Source organism: Burkholderia sp. PR2 (genome assembly GCF_052372875.1).
Lineage (GTDB): Bacteria > Pseudomonadota > Gammaproteobacteria > Burkholderiales > Burkholderiaceae > Burkholderia > Burkholderia diffusa.
On sequence record NZ_JBQRWH010000004.1, the window covers coordinates 334,048 to 350,736 of the forward strand.

The 16,689-nt window shown below is 66.2% G+C and carries 23 protein-coding genes; all 23 read left to right on the top strand.

The window, feature by feature from the left end:
- Nucleotides 1-21 precede the first annotated feature (21 nt).
- The 23 genes from ACT2FV_RS18710 to tatA all read left to right on the top strand — a co-directional run bounded on the left by ACT2FV_RS18710 (nucleotide 22) and on the right by tatA (nucleotide 16,666).
- Complete coding sequence (locus ACT2FV_RS18710; RefSeq protein ID WP_059535623.1) at nucleotides 22-843, top strand: ABC transporter ATP-binding protein; 822 nt, start codon at nucleotides 22-24, stop codon at nucleotides 841-843.
- Nucleotides 840-1,607 (top strand): lipid asymmetry maintenance ABC transporter permease subunit MlaE, encoded by a 768-nt coding sequence (gene mlaE, locus ACT2FV_RS18715; RefSeq protein WP_059599807.1) that lies wholly within the window; start codon nucleotides 840-842, stop codon nucleotides 1,605-1,607. Before ACT2FV_RS18710 ends, mlaE begins: the two co-directional genes overlap by 4 nt.
- Nucleotides 1,608-1,631: 24 nt before the next feature.
- Complete coding sequence (gene mlaD / locus ACT2FV_RS18720) at nucleotides 1,632-2,192, top strand: outer membrane lipid asymmetry maintenance protein MlaD (RefSeq protein ID WP_151048129.1); 561 nt, start codon at nucleotides 1,632-1,634, stop codon at nucleotides 2,190-2,192.
- A gap of 31 nt (nucleotides 2,193-2,223) precedes the next feature.
- A complete protein-coding gene (locus ACT2FV_RS18725; RefSeq protein WP_151048146.1) occupies nucleotides 2,224-3,129 on the top strand; it encodes an MlaA family lipoprotein in 906 nt (301 codons plus the stop codon).
- A 110-nt stretch (nucleotides 3,130-3,239) separates the two neighbouring features.
- Complete coding sequence (locus ACT2FV_RS18730) at nucleotides 3,240-3,869, top strand: MlaC/ttg2D family ABC transporter substrate-binding protein (protein ID WP_151048130.1); 630 nt, start codon at nucleotides 3,240-3,242, stop codon at nucleotides 3,867-3,869.
- Nucleotides 3,866-4,141 carry an STAS domain-containing protein gene (locus tag ACT2FV_RS18735; RefSeq protein ID WP_124904013.1) on the top strand — a complete coding sequence of 92 codons (276 nt, stop codon included), beginning with the start codon at nucleotides 3,866-3,868 and terminating at the stop codon, nucleotides 4,139-4,141. Before ACT2FV_RS18730 ends, ACT2FV_RS18735 begins: the two co-directional genes overlap by 4 nt.
- Before the next feature lie 192 nt (nucleotides 4,142-4,333).
- Nucleotides 4,334-5,260, top strand: a complete 927-nt coding sequence (locus ACT2FV_RS18740; protein ID WP_175816781.1) for an ABC transporter ATP-binding protein — start codon at nucleotides 4,334-4,336, stop codon at nucleotides 5,258-5,260.
- Nucleotides 5,257-6,096: an ABC transporter permease gene (locus ACT2FV_RS18745; protein ID WP_226118283.1), complete on the top strand. Its 840-nt coding sequence runs from the start codon at nucleotides 5,257-5,259 to the stop codon at nucleotides 6,094-6,096. Before ACT2FV_RS18740 ends, ACT2FV_RS18745 begins: the two co-directional genes overlap by 4 nt.
- 50 nt (nucleotides 6,097-6,146) lie before the next feature.
- Nucleotides 6,147-6,386 (top strand): BolA family protein, encoded by a 240-nt coding sequence (locus tag ACT2FV_RS18750; protein ID WP_006477131.1) that lies wholly within the window; start codon nucleotides 6,147-6,149, stop codon nucleotides 6,384-6,386.
- Between the two features lie 13 nt (nucleotides 6,387-6,399).
- Nucleotides 6,400-7,749 carry a UDP-N-acetylglucosamine 1-carboxyvinyltransferase gene (gene murA, locus ACT2FV_RS18755; protein ID WP_444504584.1) on the top strand — a complete coding sequence of 450 codons (1,350 nt, stop codon included), beginning with the start codon at nucleotides 6,400-6,402 and terminating at the stop codon, nucleotides 7,747-7,749.
- Entirely contained in the window at nucleotides 7,746-8,399 is a 654-nt protein-coding gene (gene hisG, locus ACT2FV_RS18760; RefSeq protein ID WP_059599813.1) for an ATP phosphoribosyltransferase, read from the top strand. Before murA ends, hisG begins: the two co-directional genes overlap by 4 nt.
- 24 nt (nucleotides 8,400-8,423) lie before the next feature.
- On the top strand, nucleotides 8,424-9,740 hold the full coding sequence (gene hisD, locus ACT2FV_RS18765; protein ID WP_059599814.1) for a histidinol dehydrogenase: 1,317 nt from the start codon (nucleotides 8,424-8,426) through the stop codon (nucleotides 9,738-9,740).
- A gap of 119 nt (nucleotides 9,741-9,859) precedes the next feature.
- Nucleotides 9,860-10,933, top strand: coding sequence for a histidinol-phosphate transaminase (gene hisC, locus ACT2FV_RS18770; protein WP_444504585.1), 1,074 nt, complete (start codon nucleotides 9,860-9,862; stop codon nucleotides 10,931-10,933).
- 65 nt (nucleotides 10,934-10,998) lie between these two features.
- Entirely contained in the window at nucleotides 10,999-11,586 is a 588-nt protein-coding gene (hisB, locus tag ACT2FV_RS18775; RefSeq protein WP_059599816.1) for an imidazoleglycerol-phosphate dehydratase HisB, read from the top strand.
- A 62-nt stretch (nucleotides 11,587-11,648) separates the two neighbouring features.
- Nucleotides 11,649-12,269 carry a MarC family protein gene (locus ACT2FV_RS18780; protein WP_444504586.1) on the top strand — a complete coding sequence of 207 codons (621 nt, stop codon included), beginning with the start codon at nucleotides 11,649-11,651 and terminating at the stop codon, nucleotides 12,267-12,269.
- Nucleotides 12,266-12,907 carry an imidazole glycerol phosphate synthase subunit HisH gene (hisH, locus tag ACT2FV_RS18785; protein WP_059599818.1) on the top strand — a complete coding sequence of 214 codons (642 nt, stop codon included), beginning with the start codon at nucleotides 12,266-12,268 and terminating at the stop codon, nucleotides 12,905-12,907. The genes ACT2FV_RS18780 and hisH overlap by 4 nt, the downstream gene beginning before the upstream one ends.
- Nucleotides 12,908-13,070: 163 nt before the next feature.
- On the top strand, nucleotides 13,071-13,826 hold the full coding sequence (gene hisA / locus ACT2FV_RS18790) for a 1-(5-phosphoribosyl)-5-[(5-phosphoribosylamino)methylideneamino]imidazole-4-carboxamide isomerase (protein WP_039366646.1): 756 nt from the start codon (nucleotides 13,071-13,073) through the stop codon (nucleotides 13,824-13,826).
- A gap of 105 nt (nucleotides 13,827-13,931) precedes the next feature.
- Nucleotides 13,932-14,705 carry an imidazole glycerol phosphate synthase subunit HisF gene (gene hisF / locus ACT2FV_RS18795; protein ID WP_444504587.1) on the top strand — a complete coding sequence of 258 codons (774 nt, stop codon included), beginning with the start codon at nucleotides 13,932-13,934 and terminating at the stop codon, nucleotides 14,703-14,705.
- Complete coding sequence (hisI, locus tag ACT2FV_RS18800; protein WP_044845954.1) at nucleotides 14,705-15,121, top strand: phosphoribosyl-AMP cyclohydrolase; 417 nt, start codon at nucleotides 14,705-14,707, stop codon at nucleotides 15,119-15,121. The genes hisF and hisI overlap by 1 nt, the downstream gene beginning before the upstream one ends.
- Entirely contained in the window at nucleotides 15,118-15,483 is a 366-nt protein-coding gene (locus tag ACT2FV_RS18805) for a phosphoribosyl-ATP diphosphatase (RefSeq protein WP_044845953.1), read from the top strand. The genes hisI and ACT2FV_RS18805 overlap by 4 nt, the downstream gene beginning before the upstream one ends.
- A 71-nt stretch (nucleotides 15,484-15,554) precedes the next feature.
- Entirely contained in the window at nucleotides 15,555-15,947 is a 393-nt protein-coding gene (locus ACT2FV_RS18810; RefSeq protein WP_059599820.1) for a DUF4870 family protein, read from the top strand.
- 29 nt (nucleotides 15,948-15,976) lie between these two features.
- Nucleotides 15,977-16,342 (top strand): histidine triad nucleotide-binding protein, encoded by a 366-nt coding sequence (locus tag ACT2FV_RS18815; protein WP_044845951.1) that lies wholly within the window; start codon nucleotides 15,977-15,979, stop codon nucleotides 16,340-16,342.
- A 93-nt stretch (nucleotides 16,343-16,435) separates the two neighbouring features.
- Complete coding sequence (gene tatA, locus ACT2FV_RS18820) at nucleotides 16,436-16,666, top strand: Sec-independent protein translocase subunit TatA (protein ID WP_059599821.1); 231 nt, start codon at nucleotides 16,436-16,438, stop codon at nucleotides 16,664-16,666.
- The last annotated feature ends 23 nt before the right edge of the window (nucleotides 16,667-16,689 follow it).

Here is a 16,689-nt window from a genome sequence, read left to right on the forward strand (position 1 = left end):
CGTAAAAGGACTGTCAGCTCCGTGAGCCCCACTCCTACCGAGACATTGCTGGAACTTCGCGACGTCGACTTTGGCTATGGCGACCGCCTCGTCCTGTCGAACCTGAACATGCGCTTCGGGCGCGGCCAGGTCGTCGCCGTCATGGGCGGGTCGGGTTGCGGCAAGACGACCGTGCTGCGCCTGATCGGCGGACTGGTGCGCGCACGCCGCGGCCAGGTGCTGTTCGACGGCGCCGACGTCGGCGCGCAGACGCGCGACGGCCTGTACGCGCTGCGCCGCAAGATGGGCATGCTGTTCCAGTTCGGCGCGCTGTTCACCGACATGTCGGTGTTCGAGAACGTCGCGTTCGCGTTGCGCGAACACACCGACCTGCCCGAAGACCTGATCCGCGACCTGGTGCTGATGAAGCTCAACGCGGTCGGTCTGCGCGGCGCGCGTGACCTGATGCCGTCCGAGGTGTCCGGCGGGATGGCGCGTCGCATCGCGCTCGCGCGCGCGATCGCGCTCGACCCGCAGCTCATCATGTACGACGAACCGTTCGCGGGCCTCGATCCGATCTCGCTCGGCATCACGGCGAACCTGATCCGCACGCTGAACGAGGCACTCGGCGCGACGTCGATCCTCGTCACGCACGACGTGCCGGAATCGTTCGCGATCGCCGACTACGTGTATTTTCTGGCCAATGGTGGCGTGCTCGCGCAGGGGACGCCCGACGAGCTGCGTGCGTCGACCGACCCGAGCGTGCGCCAGTTCATCGACGGCGCGCCGGACGGCCCGTTCAAATTTCATTACACGAGCCCGCCGCTGGCTGCGGATTTCGGGCTCGGCGGAGGGCGCGCATGATCAGCGCGATCGGACGTTACGTCATCGGCGGCCTCGAGCGCGCGGGCTACGGCACGCGGCTGTTCGTGCGCCTCGTGCTGGAATTCTTCCCGCTGCTGCGCCGGCCGCGGCTGGTCACCAAGCAGATCCACTTTCTCGGCAACTATTCGTTCGTGATCATTGCCGTGTCGGGCCTGTTCGTCGGCTTCGTGCTCGGCTTGCAGGGCTATTACACGCTGAATCGCTATGGGTCCGAGCAGGCGCTCGGCCTGCTGGTCGCGCTGTCGCTGGTGCGCGAGCTCGGCCCGGTCGTGACCGCGCTGCTGTTCGCGGGCCGCGCCGGCACGTCGCTCACCGCCGAGATCGGCCTGATGAAGGCCGGCGAGCAGCTCACGGCGCTCGAGATGATGGCAGTCGATCCGATCAAGACGGTGATCGCGCCGCGCATGTGGGCCGGCATCATCGCGATGCCGCTGCTCGCCGCGATCTTCAACGCGGTCGGCGTGCTCGGCGGCTATTTCGTCGGTGTCGTGCTGATCGGCGTCGATCCGGGCGCGTTCTGGTCGCAGATGCAGGGCGGGGTCGAGGTGTGGGCCGACGTCGGCAACGGCGTGATCAAGAGCATCGTGTTCGGGTTCGCCGTGACCTTCATTGCACTGTTTCAGGGGTATGAAGCGAAGCCCACGCCCGAGGGCGTGTCGCGCGCGACGACCAAGACGGTCGTGTTCGCGTCGCTCGCCGTACTCGGCCTCGATTTCCTGCTGACCGCGCTGATGTTCAGCTGAGCCTCAGCCAAGCCAAATTTTGGGATGACGATGAAAAAGACTGCTCTCGACTTCTGGGTCGGCCTGTTCGTGGTGGTGGGCTTCCTTGCGGTGCTATTCCTGGCGCTCAAGGTCGGCAACATGAGCTCGCTGTCGTTTCAGCCGACCTACTCGGTGAGGATGAAATTCGACAACATCGGCGGACTGAAGCCGCGCGCCGCCGTGAAGAGCGCGGGCGTCGTGGTCGGCCGCGTGAAGTCGGTCGGCTTCGACACCAACACCTATCAGGCGCTGGTGACGATCGATATCGACGGTCAGTATCCGTTCCCGAAGGATTCGTCGGCGAAGATCCTGACGTCGGGCCTGCTCGGCGAGCAGTACATCGGCCTCGATCCGGGCGGCGACACCGAAATGCTGAAGGAGGGCGATACGATCACGATGACGCAGTCGGCGATCGTGCTCGAGAACCTGATCGGCCAGTTCCTGTACAGCAAGGCAGCCGACGCGGGCGGCGCGAAACCGGCATCCGGGGCCTCGGCCGCGCCGGCGGCACCCGCGCCGGTCGCGGTGCCGGCCTCCGCGGTGTCCGGCTCGGCTGCCCAATAACCACACGAGAGAAAGACAAGAGGGAATGACCATGCAGACGATCCGCATCAGGCACGCCGCGCTCGCGGTGGCGGCAGTCGCCGCGTTGAGCGGTTGCGCGACCGTGCAGACGCCGACCAAGGGCGATCCGCTCGAAGGCTTCAACCGGTCGATGTACAAGTTCAACGACACGGTCGACACGTACGCGCTGAAACCGGTCGCGAAGGGCTACCAGTACGTGGTGCCGCAGCCGGTGCGCGACAGCGTGACGAACTTCTTCTCGAACATCGGCGACGTCTACATCGCCGCGAACAACATCGTGCAGTTGCGAATCGCGGACGGCGTCGGCGACATCATGCGCGTCGTGATCAACACGGTGTTCGGCGTCGGCGGCCTGTTCGACGTCGCGACGATTGCGAAACTGCCGAAGCACACGGCCGATTTCGGGATCACGATGGGCCGCTACGGCATGCCGTCGGGCCCGTATCTCGTGCTGCCGCTGCTCGGCCCGAGCACACTGCGCGACACGGCAGGCCTCGGCGTCGACTACGTGGGCAATCCGCTCACCTACGTGAAGCCGGACGGCCTGAGCTGGGGCCTGTTCGGCGTGAACCTCGTCAACACGCGTGCGAACCTGCTCGGCGCGGGCGACGTGCTTGATGCCGCGGCGCTCGACAAGTATTCGTTCGTGCGCAACGCCTACCTGCAGCGCCGCCAGATGCTGATCGACAACGCGCGCGGCGAGGCCTCGACGGCGTCGAGCAACGATGCGCTGCCGAAGTACGACTTGCCGGACGATGGCGCGGCACCGGCCGGCGCATCGGGCGCGGCCGTTGCCGTACCGGCGTCGGGCAGTGCCGAAGCACCGAACCCGGCCAGCGCGACGAACGTGCCGGCAATGCAGATGACGCCGCCCGCACCGGGCGGGATTCGTTTCCCGAGCATCAAGCTGCACTGACCAACTTACATTCGTTACAGCCGGAAACGATTCAGTCGGTAGCGCATGCGAACTTGCGCGTAAGCTACCGGCTCCAACCTTCGCATCGACTCTTCATGCAGGTCACTATGATGAAAAAACTGTTCCTGATCCCCGTTTTCGCGGCGCTGTTCTCGTTCGGCAGCGCAGCTCACGCGCAAGTCGACCAGTCGAACCCGCAGGCGCTGATCAAGACGGCGACGCAGCAGGTGCTCGACGAAGTCAAGCAGCAGACGATCAAGCAGGGCGACACCAACCGCATCATTACGATCGTCAACAAGGACATCCTGCCGTACACGGATTTCCGCCGTACCACGCAGCTCGCGATGGGCCGCAACTGGCGCACGGCATCGGCCGAACAGCAGCAACAGGTTCAGGAGCAGTTCAAGCTGCTGCTGATCCGCACGTATTCGGGCGCGCTCGCGCAGTTGAAGCCGGACCAGCAGATCCAGTACCCGCCGTTCCGCGCCGATCCGGCCGACACCGACGTGGTGGTGAAGACGGTCGCGATGAACAACGGTCAGCCGGTCCAGATCGACTATCGCTTGTACAAGTCGGCGAATGGCTGGAAGGTCTATGACCTGAACGTGCTCGGCGCGTGGCTGATCCAGACGTACCAGCAGCAGTTCAACGAGAAGATCCAGCAAAGCGGCGTGGACGGCCTGATCCAGTTCCTGACGCAGCGCAACCAGCAACTTGCCTCCGGCAAGCAGGCGTCGTGAGCGGCTTCGAAGCAGGCTCTTCGCTGACCGTCGCGAGCGCGAAGTCCGCGCTCGCGGACGGTCTTGCGCGCATCGGCGCCGGCGCGACCGCCGTCGATTGCACGGCGCTGACGCAGTTCGACTCGTCCGCGCTCGCCGTGCTGCTCGCATGGCAACGTGCCGCCGAAGCGCGCGGCGCGACCCTCGACATCCTCAATCTCCCGCAGAAGCTCGCCAGCCTCGCGCGCGCCTATGGCGTCGACGCCCTCATCGACGGCACCGGGCGACATTGACCCTGCCCGACCGAAGCCTGCCGCGCCAGCCGGCGCGCGCACGCTTCAGGCCGCGCGCCTCCTGCGCCGGCCCCACCAGCCGGTTTGCCCTATAATCAAGCGTTTTGCGGGGCAGCCAATCGGCGTCCGGCCCCCATTTTCTTTCGCAGCAAGCACAGAATAGGCGTCGCGGCCCTTGCGCCGCGCACAGTCATGTCAGCCATAGAAATCCGTCACGTCAAGAAGCGCTACAAATCGCTTCAGGCGCTCAAGGGCGTCAGCCTGTCGGTCGAGGAAGGCGAGTTTTTCGGTCTGCTCGGCCCGAACGGCGCAGGCAAGACCACGCTCATCAGTATCCTCGCCGGGCTTGCCCGGGCCGATGAAGGCAGTATCTCGGTGCGCGGCCACGACGTCGTCAAGGACTTCCGCGATGCGCGCCGCGCGCTCGGCGTCGTGCCGCAGGAACTCGTGTTCGACCCGTTCTTCACCGTCCGCGAGACGCTGCGGATCCAGTCCGGCTATTTCGGGCTGCGCCGCAACGACGACTGGATCGACGAAGTGATGGCCAATCTCGACCTCACCGAGAAGGCCGACGCGAACATGCGCGCGCTGTCGGGCGGGATGAAGCGCCGCGTGCTGGTCGCGCAGGCGCTCGTGCACCGGCCGCCCGTGATCGTGCTCGACGAACCGACCGCCGGCGTCGACGTCGAATTGCGCCAGACGCTGTGGAAGTTCATCTCGCGCCTGAACCGCGAGGGCCACACGATCGTGCTGACCACCCATTACCTCGAGGAAGCCGAGTCGCTGTGCGACCGCATCGCGATGCTGCGCCGTGGCGAAGTCGTTGCGCTCGATCGCACCGACGCGCTGCTGCGCCGCTTCGCCGGGCTGCAGCTGTACCTGCGCCTGGGGACTGGCGCGCTGCCGTCCGAGCTGCGCGGGCTGGAGTCCGACCCGGCCGCCCGCGCGCCGGGCGAGCACCTGCTGCGCCTGACGAGCTACGACGATGTCGAGCGGATCCTCGCGCAATGCCGCGCGGCGGGCTGCACGTTCGACGAGATCGAGGTCCGCAAGGCCGACCTCGAGGATGTGTTCGTCCAGGTGATGAACGGGGCCGAGGTGATCGAGGGTCTGGCATGAATCAACAATCCCCACGCGAACTTCGTTCGCTGCCCCCCGAGGGGGCGCCCGCCACTATTGGGGCGGCCCGGCGAGTGCCGGGAAGCGGCTTTCAAACGCTGTTCTACAAGGAACTGCTGCGCTTCTGGAAGGTGTCGTTCCAGACGGTGTGCGCGCCGATCGTGACGGCGCTGCTGTATCTGACGATCTTCGGCCACGCGCTGTCGGGCCGCGTCGAGGTGTATCCGGGCGTCGAGTACGTGAGCTTTCTCGTGCCGGGTCTCGTGATGATGAGCGTGCTGCAGAACGCGTTCGCGAACAGCTCGTCGTCGCTGATCCAGTCGAAGATCACCGGCAACCTCGTGTTCATGCTGCTGCCGCCGCTGTCGTACCGCGACATCTTCGGCGCGTACGTGCTCGCGTCCGTCGTGCGCGGGCTCGCGGTCGGCGCGGGCGTATTCGTCGTGACGATCTGGTTTGTCCCGATGCATTTCGCGGCGCCGTTGTTCATCATCGCGTTCGCGCTGCTCGGCTCGGCGATCCTCGGCACGCTCGGGCTGATCGCCGGGATCTGGGCCGAGAAGTTCGACCAGCTCGCCGCGTTCCAGAACTTTCTGATCATGCCGCTGACGTTCCTGTCCGGCGTGTTCTATTCGACGCACTCGCTGCCGCCCGTGTGGCGCGAGATCTCGCGTCTCAATCCGTTTTTCTACATGATCGACGGCTTCCGTTACGGGTTCTTCGGCGCGTCCGACATCAACCCGCTCGCGAGCCTCGCGATCGTCACCGGTTTCTTCGTGCTGCTCGCGATGTTCGCGATGCGGCTGCTCGCGACCGGCTACAAACTGCGTCATTGATATCGACGGTGGCGGCCGCCACGGGCGGCGCGCGCCGACAGGAGCCTCTCATGTTGCCGACTCCCGAACAGGTCAAGCAATACATTGCCGGCGGTCTCGCCTGCACCCATCTGGAAGTCGAAGGCGACGGCCAGCATTTCTTCGCGACGATCGTGTCGGCGGCCTTCGAAGGCAAGCGGCCGATCCAGCGGCACCAGCTCGTTTATGCGGCGCTCGGCGATCGCATGAAGCAGGAAATTCACGCGCTCAGCATGAAGACGCTGACGCCCGCCGAATGGCAGAACGCATAACCGGAACCACTGAGTGCAAGTCACCGTCAACGAGTGCGACGCCGTCCAGAGCGTCGCCACGGCACACCCGGCCGCCAACGGGGAATCGCAGGGACATGGGATGGACAAGCTGGTGATCGAAGGCGGTCACCGGTTGTCGGGCGAGATCGTCGTGTCGGGCGCGAAGAACGCCGCGCTGCCGATCCTGTGCGCGGGGCTGCTCAGCGCCGAGCCGGTCGAACTCGACAACGTGCCGAACCTGAAGGACGTGCGCACCACGCTGAAGGTGCTGAACCAGATGGGCGTGAAGAGCGAGACCGACGGCTGCCGCGTGCAGCTCGATGCGTCGCGCGTCGACAACCTCGTGGCGCCGTACGAACTCGTGAAGACGATGCGCGCGTCGATTCTCGTGCTCGGGCCGCTGCTCGCGCGCTTCGGCGAGGCGAAGGTGTCGCTGCCGGGCGGCTGCGCGATCGGCGCGCGTCCGGTCGACCAGCACATCAAGGGCCTGCAGGCGATGGGCGCCGAGATCAGCATCGAGCACGGCTTCATCGAGGCGCGCGCGAAGCGCCTGAAGGGCGCGCGCATCGTGACCGACATGATCACGGTGACGGGGACGGAAAACCTGCTGATGGCCGCGACGCTCGCGGACGGCGAGACGGTGATCGAGAACGCTGCCCGCGAACCGGAAGTGAGCGATCTCGCGCACCTGCTGGTCGCGATGGGCGCGAAAATCGACGGCATCGGCACCGACCGCCTCGTGATCCAGGGTGTCGAGCGGCTGCATGGCGCACGCCATTCTGTGATTCCCGATCGCATCGAGGCCGGCACGTTCCTGTGCGCGGTCGCGGCGGCGGGCGGCGACGTGATGCTGACGGGCGTGCGCCCGCACATCCTCGACGCGGTGATCGACAAGCTGCGCGAGGCCGGCGTGTCGATCGAGGAAGGCGACAGCTGGCTGCGCGTGACGATGGACCGCCGCCCGTCGGCGGTGACGATCCGCACGTCGGAATACCCGGCGTTCCCGACCGACATGCAGGCGCAGTTCATGGCCCTCAATTCGGTCGCGACGGGCACCGCGCAGGTTGTCGAGACCATTTTCGAGAACCGCTTCATGCACGTGCAGGAGCTGAACCGGCTCGGCGCGAACATCACGATCGACGGCAACACGGCGCTCGTGACCGGCGTCGACAAGCTGTCCGGCGCGAACGTGATGGCGACCGACCTGCGCGCCTCGGCGAGCCTCGTGATCGCCGGGCTGCGGGCCGAAGGCGAAACGCTCGTCGACCGCATCTATCACCTGGACCGCGGCTACGACCGCATGGAAACCAAACTGACCGCCGTCGGCGCGAACGTGCGCCGCCTCTCCGGGAGCCAAGCATGACCGCGCCGCTGACCCTCGCCCTGTCGAAGGGCCGGATTTTCGAGGAAACCCTGCCGCTGCTGGCGGCCGCCGGCGTACAGGTGGCCGAGGATCCGGAAACGTCGCGCAAGCTGATCCTGCCGACGACCGATCCGAACCTACGCGTGATCATCGTGCGCGCCAGCGACGTGCCGACCTACGTCGAATACGGCGCGGCCGATTTCGGCGTGGCGGGCAAGGACGTGCTGGTCGAGCACGGCGGCTCGGGTCTGTACCAGCCGATCGACCTGAACATTGCGCGCTGCCGGATGTCGGTGGCCGTGCCGGCCGGTTTCGACTATGCGAACGCGGTGCGCCAGGGCGCGCGCCTGCGGGTCGCGACCAAATACGTCGAAACGGCACGCGAACACTTCGCCGCGAAAGGCGTGCACGTCGACCTGATCAAGCTGTACGGCTCGATGGAGCTGGCGCCGCTGGTCGGGCTGGCCGACGCGATCGTCGACCTCGTCAGTTCGGGCGGCACGCTGAAGGCGAACAATCTGGTCGAGGTCGAGGAGATCATGGCGATCTCGTCGCGCCTCGTCGTGAACCAGGCTGCGCTGAAGTTGAAGCGCACGGCGCTCAAGCCGATTCTCGACGCGTTCGAACGCGCGTCGCAGAATGGCAATTGAGCGCATCACCGTAACGGAATTCCCATGGCCATCACCATCCGCAAACTCGATTCGACGAGCGAGGGCTTCGACGCCGCGCTGCGTGCGGTGCTCGCGTTCGAGGCGAGCGAGGACGAAGCGATCGAGCAATCGGTCGCGAAGATTCTCGCCGACGTGAAGTCGCGCGGCGACGCCGCGGTGCTCGAGTACACGAACCGCTTCGACCGGCTGGACGCGAGCAGCGTCGCCGCGCTCGAACTGCCGCAGGACGCGCTGCAGACGGCGCTCGACGGCCTCGCGCCGAAGGCGCGCGCGGCGCTGGAAGCCGCAGCCGCGCGCGTGCGTGCGTATCACGAGAAACAGAAGATCGAGTGCGGCACCCATAGCTGGCAGTACACGGAAAGCGACGGCACGGTGCTCGGCCAGAAGGTCACGCCACTCGACCGCGTCGGCCTGTACGTGCCGGGCGGCAAGGCCGCCTATCCGTCGTCGGTGCTGATGAACGCGATTCCCGCGCGCGTCGCGGGCGTCGGCGAGATCGTGATGGTCGTGCCGACCCCGGACGGCGTGAAGAACGACCTCGTGCTCGCCGCGGCGCTGCTCGGCGGCGTCGATCGCGTATTCACGATCGGCGGCGCGCAGGCGGTCGGCGCGCTCGCGTACGGCACGGCCACGGTGCCGCCGGTCGACAAGATCTGCGGGCCGGGCAATGCATACGTCGCGTCGGCGAAGCGCCGCGTGTTCGGCACGGTCGGCATCGACATGATCGCCGGCCCGTCGGAAATCCTCGTGCTGTGCGACGGCACGACCGATCCGAGCTGGGTCGCGATGGACCTGTTCTCGCAGGCCGAACACGACGAGCTCGCGCAGTCGATCCTGCTGTGCCCGGACGCCGCGTTCCTCGAGCGCGTCGAGAAGGCGATCGACGAGCTGTTGCCGACGATGCCGCGCCGGGACGTGATCCGCGCGTCGCTGGAAGGCCGCGGCGCGCTGATCAAGGTGCGCGATATGGCCGAAGCGTGCCGGATCGCGAATGACATCGCGCCGGAGCACCTCGAGATTTCCGCGCTGGAGCCGCAGCAATGGGGCCAGCAAATCCGCCACGCCGGCGCGATCTTCCTCGGCCGCTACACGAGCGAAAGCCTCGGCGACTACTGCGCGGGCCCGAACCACGTGCTGCCGACGTCGCGCACCGCGCGCTTCTCGTCGCCGCTCGGCGTGTACGACTTCATCAAGCGTTCGAGCCTGATCGAAGTCAGCGCCGAAGGTGCGCAGACGCTGGGCGAGATCGCCTCCGAGCTCGCATACGGCGAAGGGCTGCAGGCGCACGCGCGTAGCGCCGAGCTCCGGATGAAGGGGTGACGCGCGCCGGAGCCGATGCCGACGCAGCGGTTCCGGTCGACGAGGAGACCCAGCGCAGGGCGGCAGCCGCCGCCCTGCCGACCATTTGACGCCGGCGCGACGCACGCCGGCTTGAGACCATGACGACGCCACAAGACATCATCCGCCGCGACGTGCTCGCGATGACGAGCTACCCGGTGCCCGACGCGAGCGGCTTCGTGAAGCTCGACGCGATGGAGAACCCGTATTCGCTGCCGGCGCCGCTTGCGGCGGCGCTCGGCGAACGCCTCGCGCAGATCGCGCTGAACCGCTACCCGGCGCCGCGCCCGGGCGCGCTGCTCGACAAGCTGCGCCGTGCGATGGGCGTGCCGGCCGCATGCGACGTGCTGCTCGGCAACGGCTCGGACGAAATCATCAGCATGATGTCGGTGGCATGTGCGAAGCCGGGCGCGAAGGTGCTCGCACCGGTGCCGGGCTTCGTGATGTACGAGTTGTCGGCGAAGTTCGCGCAGCTCGAATTCGTCGGCGTGCCGCTCAAGGCCGACCTGACGCTCGACGCCGACGCGATGATCGCGGCGATCGCCGAGCATCGGCCCGCGCTCGTCTACCTCGCTTACCCGAACAACCCGACCGGCACGCTGTACGACGAAGGCGACGTCGAGCGGATCATCGCGGCCGCGCGGCACAGCCTGATCGTGATCGACGAGGCGTACCAGCCGTTCGCGGAGCGCTCGTGGCTGCCGCGTGCCGCCGAGTTCGACAATGTCGTCGTGATGCGCACGGTGTCGAAGCTCGGCCTCGCGGGGATCCGCCTCGGCTATCTCGCCGGCCTGCCGGCGTGGCTGACCGAGTTCGACAAGGTGCGCCCGCCGTACAACATCAACGTGCTGACCCAGGCGACCGCCGATTTCCTGCTCGACCACCTCGACGTGCTCGACGCGCAGGCGGCTGAACTGCGTGCGGAACGCACGCGCCTCGCGCAGGCCGTGGCCGCGCTGCCGGGTGCGACGGTGTTCCCGAGCGCCGGCAATTTCCTGCTGGTGCGCGTGCCGGACGCGGCCGCCGTGTTCGATGCGCTGCTCACGGAGCGGGTGCTGGTCAAAAACGTGAGTAAAATGCATCCGTTGCTGTCCGAATGCGTGCGGCTGACCGTCGGTTCTCCCGACGAAAACGCGCGCCTGCTGGCTGCTTTGAAACTCGCGCTGCCCGGTTGAGCCCAAGGCACGGCGGCGCGAGACGATCAATCCCCATTTACATCAGACTCATTCAAGGAATTGCCATGCGTGTGGCGGAAGTCGTTCGCAATACCAGCGAAACGCAGATCCGTGTGAAGCTCGATCTCGACGGGACGGGCCGGCAGAAGCTGGCCACCGGCGTGCCGTTTCTCGACCATATGCTCGACCAGATCGCGCGACATGGTCTGATCGATCTCGAGGTCGAAGCGCATGGCGATACCCATATCGACGACCACCACACGGTCGAGGACGTCGGCATCACGCTCGGTCAGGCTGTCGCGAAGGCGATCGGCGACAAGAAGGGCATCCGCCGCTACGGCCATTCGTACGTGCCGCTCGACGAGGCGCTGTCGCGCGTCGTGATCGACTTCTCGGGCCGGCCGGGTCTTGAATTCCACGTGCCGTTCACGCGTGCGCGGATCGGCACGTTCGACGTCGACCTGTCCATCGAATTCTTCCGCGGGTTCGTGAACCACGCGGGCGTCACGCTGCACATCGACAACCTGCGCGGAATCAACGCGCACCACCAGCTCGAAACGGTGTTCAAGGCCTTCGGCCGGGCGCTGCGTGGGGCGGTGGAGCTCGACGAGCGTGCGGCGGGGCAGATTCCGTCGACGAAGGGCAGCCTCTAACTTCCGAACGGACACGCCGCCAACGACAACCTCACGGCTTCGGCGCGGCGCGCCGGCTTGCGATGGATCTGCTCAAATCGTTCATTTCGCTGCTGGCGCTGATCAACCCGATCGGCGCGGTGCCGTTTTTCCTGAGCCTGACGGCGCAGCAGTCGGACATCGAGCGGCGCCGCACGATCCGGATCGCGTCGGTGTCGGTGTTCTGCGTGATGACGGTGACGACGCTGCTCGGGCAGCAGATCATCGACTTCTTCGGTATTTCGGTCGGCTCCCTTGAAGTGGGCGGCGGGATCATCATGTTGCTGATGGCGATCAACATGCTGAACGCGCAGATCGGCAACACGCGATCGACGCCGGAGGAGCGCCACGAGGCCGAGCTGAAGGACAACATCGCGGTCGTGCCGCTGGCGATTCCGCTGCTCACGGGCCCCGGCTCGATCAGCACGGCGATCGTCTATGCGGCGAACTCGCATCACTGGTATGAGCGAGCCGGGCTCGTCGCGATCGGCGCGGTCCTGGCTCTGCTGTGTTTCTTCGCGATGCGGCTTGCCGCGCCGATCGCGAACTGGATCGGCCGCACTGGCATCAACATCGCCACGCGGCTGATGGGTCTGATGCTGTCGGCGCTGGCGGTGGAATTCATCGTCAATGGACTGAGGGCGCTACTGCCTGCACTGAGATGAAAACTTCGATTGCGATTGTGGATTATGGGATGGGCAACCTGCGCTCGGTCGCGCAGGCGCTCAAGAAGGCCGAACCGGCCGCCGACGTGGCGATCGTCGATACGCCGGCCGCGATTCGCGCGGCCGACCGCGTCGTGCTGCCCGGCCAGGGCGCGATGCCCGACTGCATGCGCTGCCTCGGCGAGTCGGGGCTGCAGGAGGCCGTGATCGAGGCGTCGCGCACGAAGCCGCTGCTCGGCGTGTGCGTCGGCGAGCAGATGCTGTTCGACTGGAGCGCGGAAGGCGACACGAAGGGCCTGGGCCTGTTGCCCGGCAAGGTCGTGCGGTTCGAGCTCGAAGGCCGCCTGCAGGACGACGGTTCGCGCTTCAAGGTGCCGCAGATGGGCTGGAACCGCGTGCACCAGTCGCAGCCGCACCCGCTGTGGGATGGCGTGCCCGACGACGCATATTTCTACTTCGTGCACAGTTATTACGTGAGCCCGGACAACCCGGCGCACACGGTCGGCGAAACGGTATACGGCGCGCCGTTTACGTCCGCGGTCGCGCGGGACAACCTCTTCGCGACCCAATTCCACCCCGAGAAAAGCGCGGAGGTCGGGTTGCGTCTGTATCGCAACTTCGTACACTGGAAGCCGTAAACGTGGCGTGCGAGCCACAGTCGACCGGGCCGAACGGCCTGTCGCGCGGGGCTTGCCCGCTTAAGCGCCGAAAGAGTTGTACTAAACTAGCGAGACGGCGCGGCACCGGTTTGGCCGGTACGCGCCGGATTCTTTTCATTTTCCACGACGACACCCGATTGCTATGTTGCTGATTCCGGCCATCGATCTCAAAGACGGTCAGTGTGTGCGCCTCAAACAGGGCGATATGGACCAGGCCACGATTTTCTCCGAGGACCCGGCGGCGATGGCCCGCAAGTGGGTCGATCTCGGCGCCCGGCGGCTCCATCTCGTCGACCTGAACGGCGCATTCGCCGGCAAGCCGAAGAATCTCGAAGCGATCGAAGCGATCCTCGACGAAGTCGGCGACGAAATCCCCGTACAGCTCGGCGGCGGCATCCGCAGCCTCGAGACGATCGAGAAGTATCTCGACGCCGGCCTGTCCTACGTGATCATCGGCACTGCCGCCGTGAAGAACCCCGGCTTCCTGCAGGACGCGTGCACCGCGTTCTCCGGCAACATCATCGTCGGGCTGGACGCGAAGGACGGCAAGGTCGCGACCGACGGCTGGAGCAAGCTGACCGGCCACGAAGTGATCGATCTCGCGCGCAAGTTCGAGGACTACGGCGTCGAATCGATCGTCTACACGGACATCGGCCGCGACGGGATGCTGCAGGGCATCAACATCGAGGCGACCGTGAAGCTCGCGCAGGCGGTCGGCATTCCGGTGATCGCCAGCGGCGGCCTGTCGAACCTCACGGACATCGAGAACCTCTGCGAAGTGGAAGAGCATGGCGTCGAAGGCGTGATCTGCGGCCGAGCGATCTACTCCGGCGATCTCGATTTCGCGGCCGCGCAAAAGCGCGCGGACGAACTGAACGGCGAACTCGACAACGCGTAACCGCGGTTGTTCCGTTTGCCGGAGCTGCCCGCGGGCGGCTCCACCGGAAGCCTCGCGCGAGGCTTCCGTAACCGGCCGTCCCAGCGCGGCATTTGGCGCAACATCATGGCTCTAGCTAAACGCATCATCCCCTGCCTGGACGTGACTGCCGGGCGTGTCGTCAAGGGCGTCAATTTCGTCGAACTGCGCGATGCCGGCGACCCCGTCGAAATCGCGCGCCGCTACGACGAACAAGGCGCCGACGAACTGACCTTCCTCGACATCACCGCGACGTCCGACCAGCGCGACCTGATTCTGTCGATCATCGAAGCCGTCGCGTCGCAGGTCTTCATTCCGCTGACCGTCGGCGGCGGCGTGCGCGCCGTCGAGGACGTGCGGCGCCTGTTGAACGCCGGCGCGGACAAGGTCAGCATGAATTCGTCGGCGGTCGCGAACCCGCAGCTCGTGCGCGACGCGGCCGACAAGTACGGCTCGCAGTGCATCGTCGTCGCGATCGACGCGAAGCGCGTGTCGGCCGACGGCGAGGCGCCGCGCTGGGAAGTGTTCACGCACGGCGGCCGCAAGGGCACGGGCCTCGACGCGATCGAATGGGCGCGCAAGATGGCCGAGCTCGGCGCGGGCGAGATCCTGCTCACGAGCATGGACCGCGACGGCACGAAGTCCGGTTTCGACCTCGCGCTCACGCGCGGCGTGTCGGACGCGGTGCCGGTGCCGGTGATCGCATCGGGCGGCGTGGGCTCGCTGCAGGACCTCGCGGACGGCATCAAGGACGGCCGCGCCGACGCAGTGCTGGCCGCGAGCATCTTCCACTACGGCGAGCACACGGTTGGCGAGGCGAAGCGCTTCATGGCCGACCAGGGCATTCCGGTGAGGCTGTGATGAACACGGAAACGAAATCCCTGCCCGCGTGGCTCGACAAGGTCCGCTGGGACGACAACGGCCTCGTGCCGGTGATCGCGCAGGAAGCGTCGACGAACGACGTGCTGATGTTCGCGTGGATGAACCGCGAGGCACTGGCGAAGACGATCGAGACGCAGCGCGCGGTCTACTATTCGCGTTCGCGCAAGCGCCTGTGGTTCAAGGGCGAGGAGTCGGGCCACGTGCAGCACGTGCACGAGGTGCGGCTCGACTGCGACGAGGACGTCGTGCTGCTGAAGGTCGAGCAGGTGTCGGGCATCGCATGCCACACCGGCCGGCATTCGTGCTTCTTCCAGAAATTCGAAGGCACCGTGGACAGCGGCGACTGGGTCGCGGTCGATCCGGTGCTGAAAGACCCCGAACACATCTACAAATGACGCAATCGACCGAAGACACGCTGCTGCGCCTCGCGGCCGTGATCGATAGCCGCAAGGGCGGCGACCCCGAACAATCGTACGTATCGCGCCTGTTTCACAAGGGCGACGACGCGGTGCTGAAGAAGATCGGCGAAGAGGCGACCGAAGTCGTGCTGGCCGCGAAGGACGTGCGCCAGGGCGGCGCGCCGACGGCGCTGGTCGGCGAGGTGGCCGACCTGTGGTTCCATTGCCTGGTGATGCTGTCGCATTTCGACCTGAGCCCGGCCGACGTGATCGCCGAACTCGAGCGCCGCGAAGGTCTGTCGGGCATCGAGGAAAAAGCGCTGCGCAAGCGTCGCGAGCGCGAGGAAAACGGCGGGTGACGACGCGCGGCCTGCCGCGCCGACGACAGTGCGGTAAGCTGTAAGAATTGTCATCTAACGGGGGTAGCATCATGACCGATACACCGAGCCAGTTTCCGACACCGTCGGTGCCGGGCGCAGCGGACGCCGAGCGACTGGCAGGTCTGCGCACGCTGACGCACGTGCTGTACGGCCTCTACGCGATTCATTGGCTGACGGGTGGCGTCACCGGGATCATCGCGATCATCATCAACTACGTGAAGCGCGGCGACGTGGCCGGCACGCCGTACGCCGACCATTTCGAGTGGCAGATCCGCACGTTCTGGCGCGCGCTGATCGCCTACGTGATCGGCTTCGCGCTGATGTTCGTGGTGGTGGGATTCGTGATCATGTTTGTCACGTGGATTTGGACGCTGTACCGTATCATCAAAGGTTGGCTGTACCTGAACGACAACAAGACGCTCGATCCGCAGGCCTGGTTCTGACCGGCGCACGGGCGTTTCGCAGGAGCAACATGAGTCACGATCCGAATTGCCTGTTCTGCAAGATCGCGGCGGGCGAGATCCCGAGCACGAAGGTGCACGAGGACGACGAATTCGTCGCGTTCCGCGACATCCGCCCGGCGGCCGAGACGCACGTGCTCGTCATTCCGCGCCGGCATGTGCCGACGCTGTCGGCGGCGAGCGAGGCCGATGCGCCGATGCTCGGCCGGCTGATGCTGCTGGTCGCCCGTCTGGCCGACCAGCTCGGCGTTGCATACACGGGGGGCGAAACCGGTTTTCGCACGGTGATCAACACGGGCCCCGGCGGCGGGCAGGAGGTCTACCACCTGCACGCGCACATCCTGGCCGGCCCGCGCCCGTGGCTGCGGATGGGTTGACGTGGCGGGGCGTTTCCCCGCATCGATAGTCGAAGCCGGCGTGCCGCCGGCGATTTGCGCCGCGACGCGGCGTGGTTGAGGAGAGGTTTCATCATGGGTGGATTGAGCATTTGGCACTGGCTGATCGTGCTGCTGATCGTCGCGCTGGTTTTCGGTACGAAGAAGCTGCGCAACATCGGCAACGACCTCGGCAGCGCCGTGAAGGGTTTCAAGGACGGCATGAAGGAAGGCGAGACTCCGGCGGACACGCAGCAACTGCCGCGTTCGGGTTCGGTCGACGTCAACGCGAAGGAAACGACGCGTTCCGACTCGAACAAGGCGTAACGCCGGCACGCTGACAGGCATTC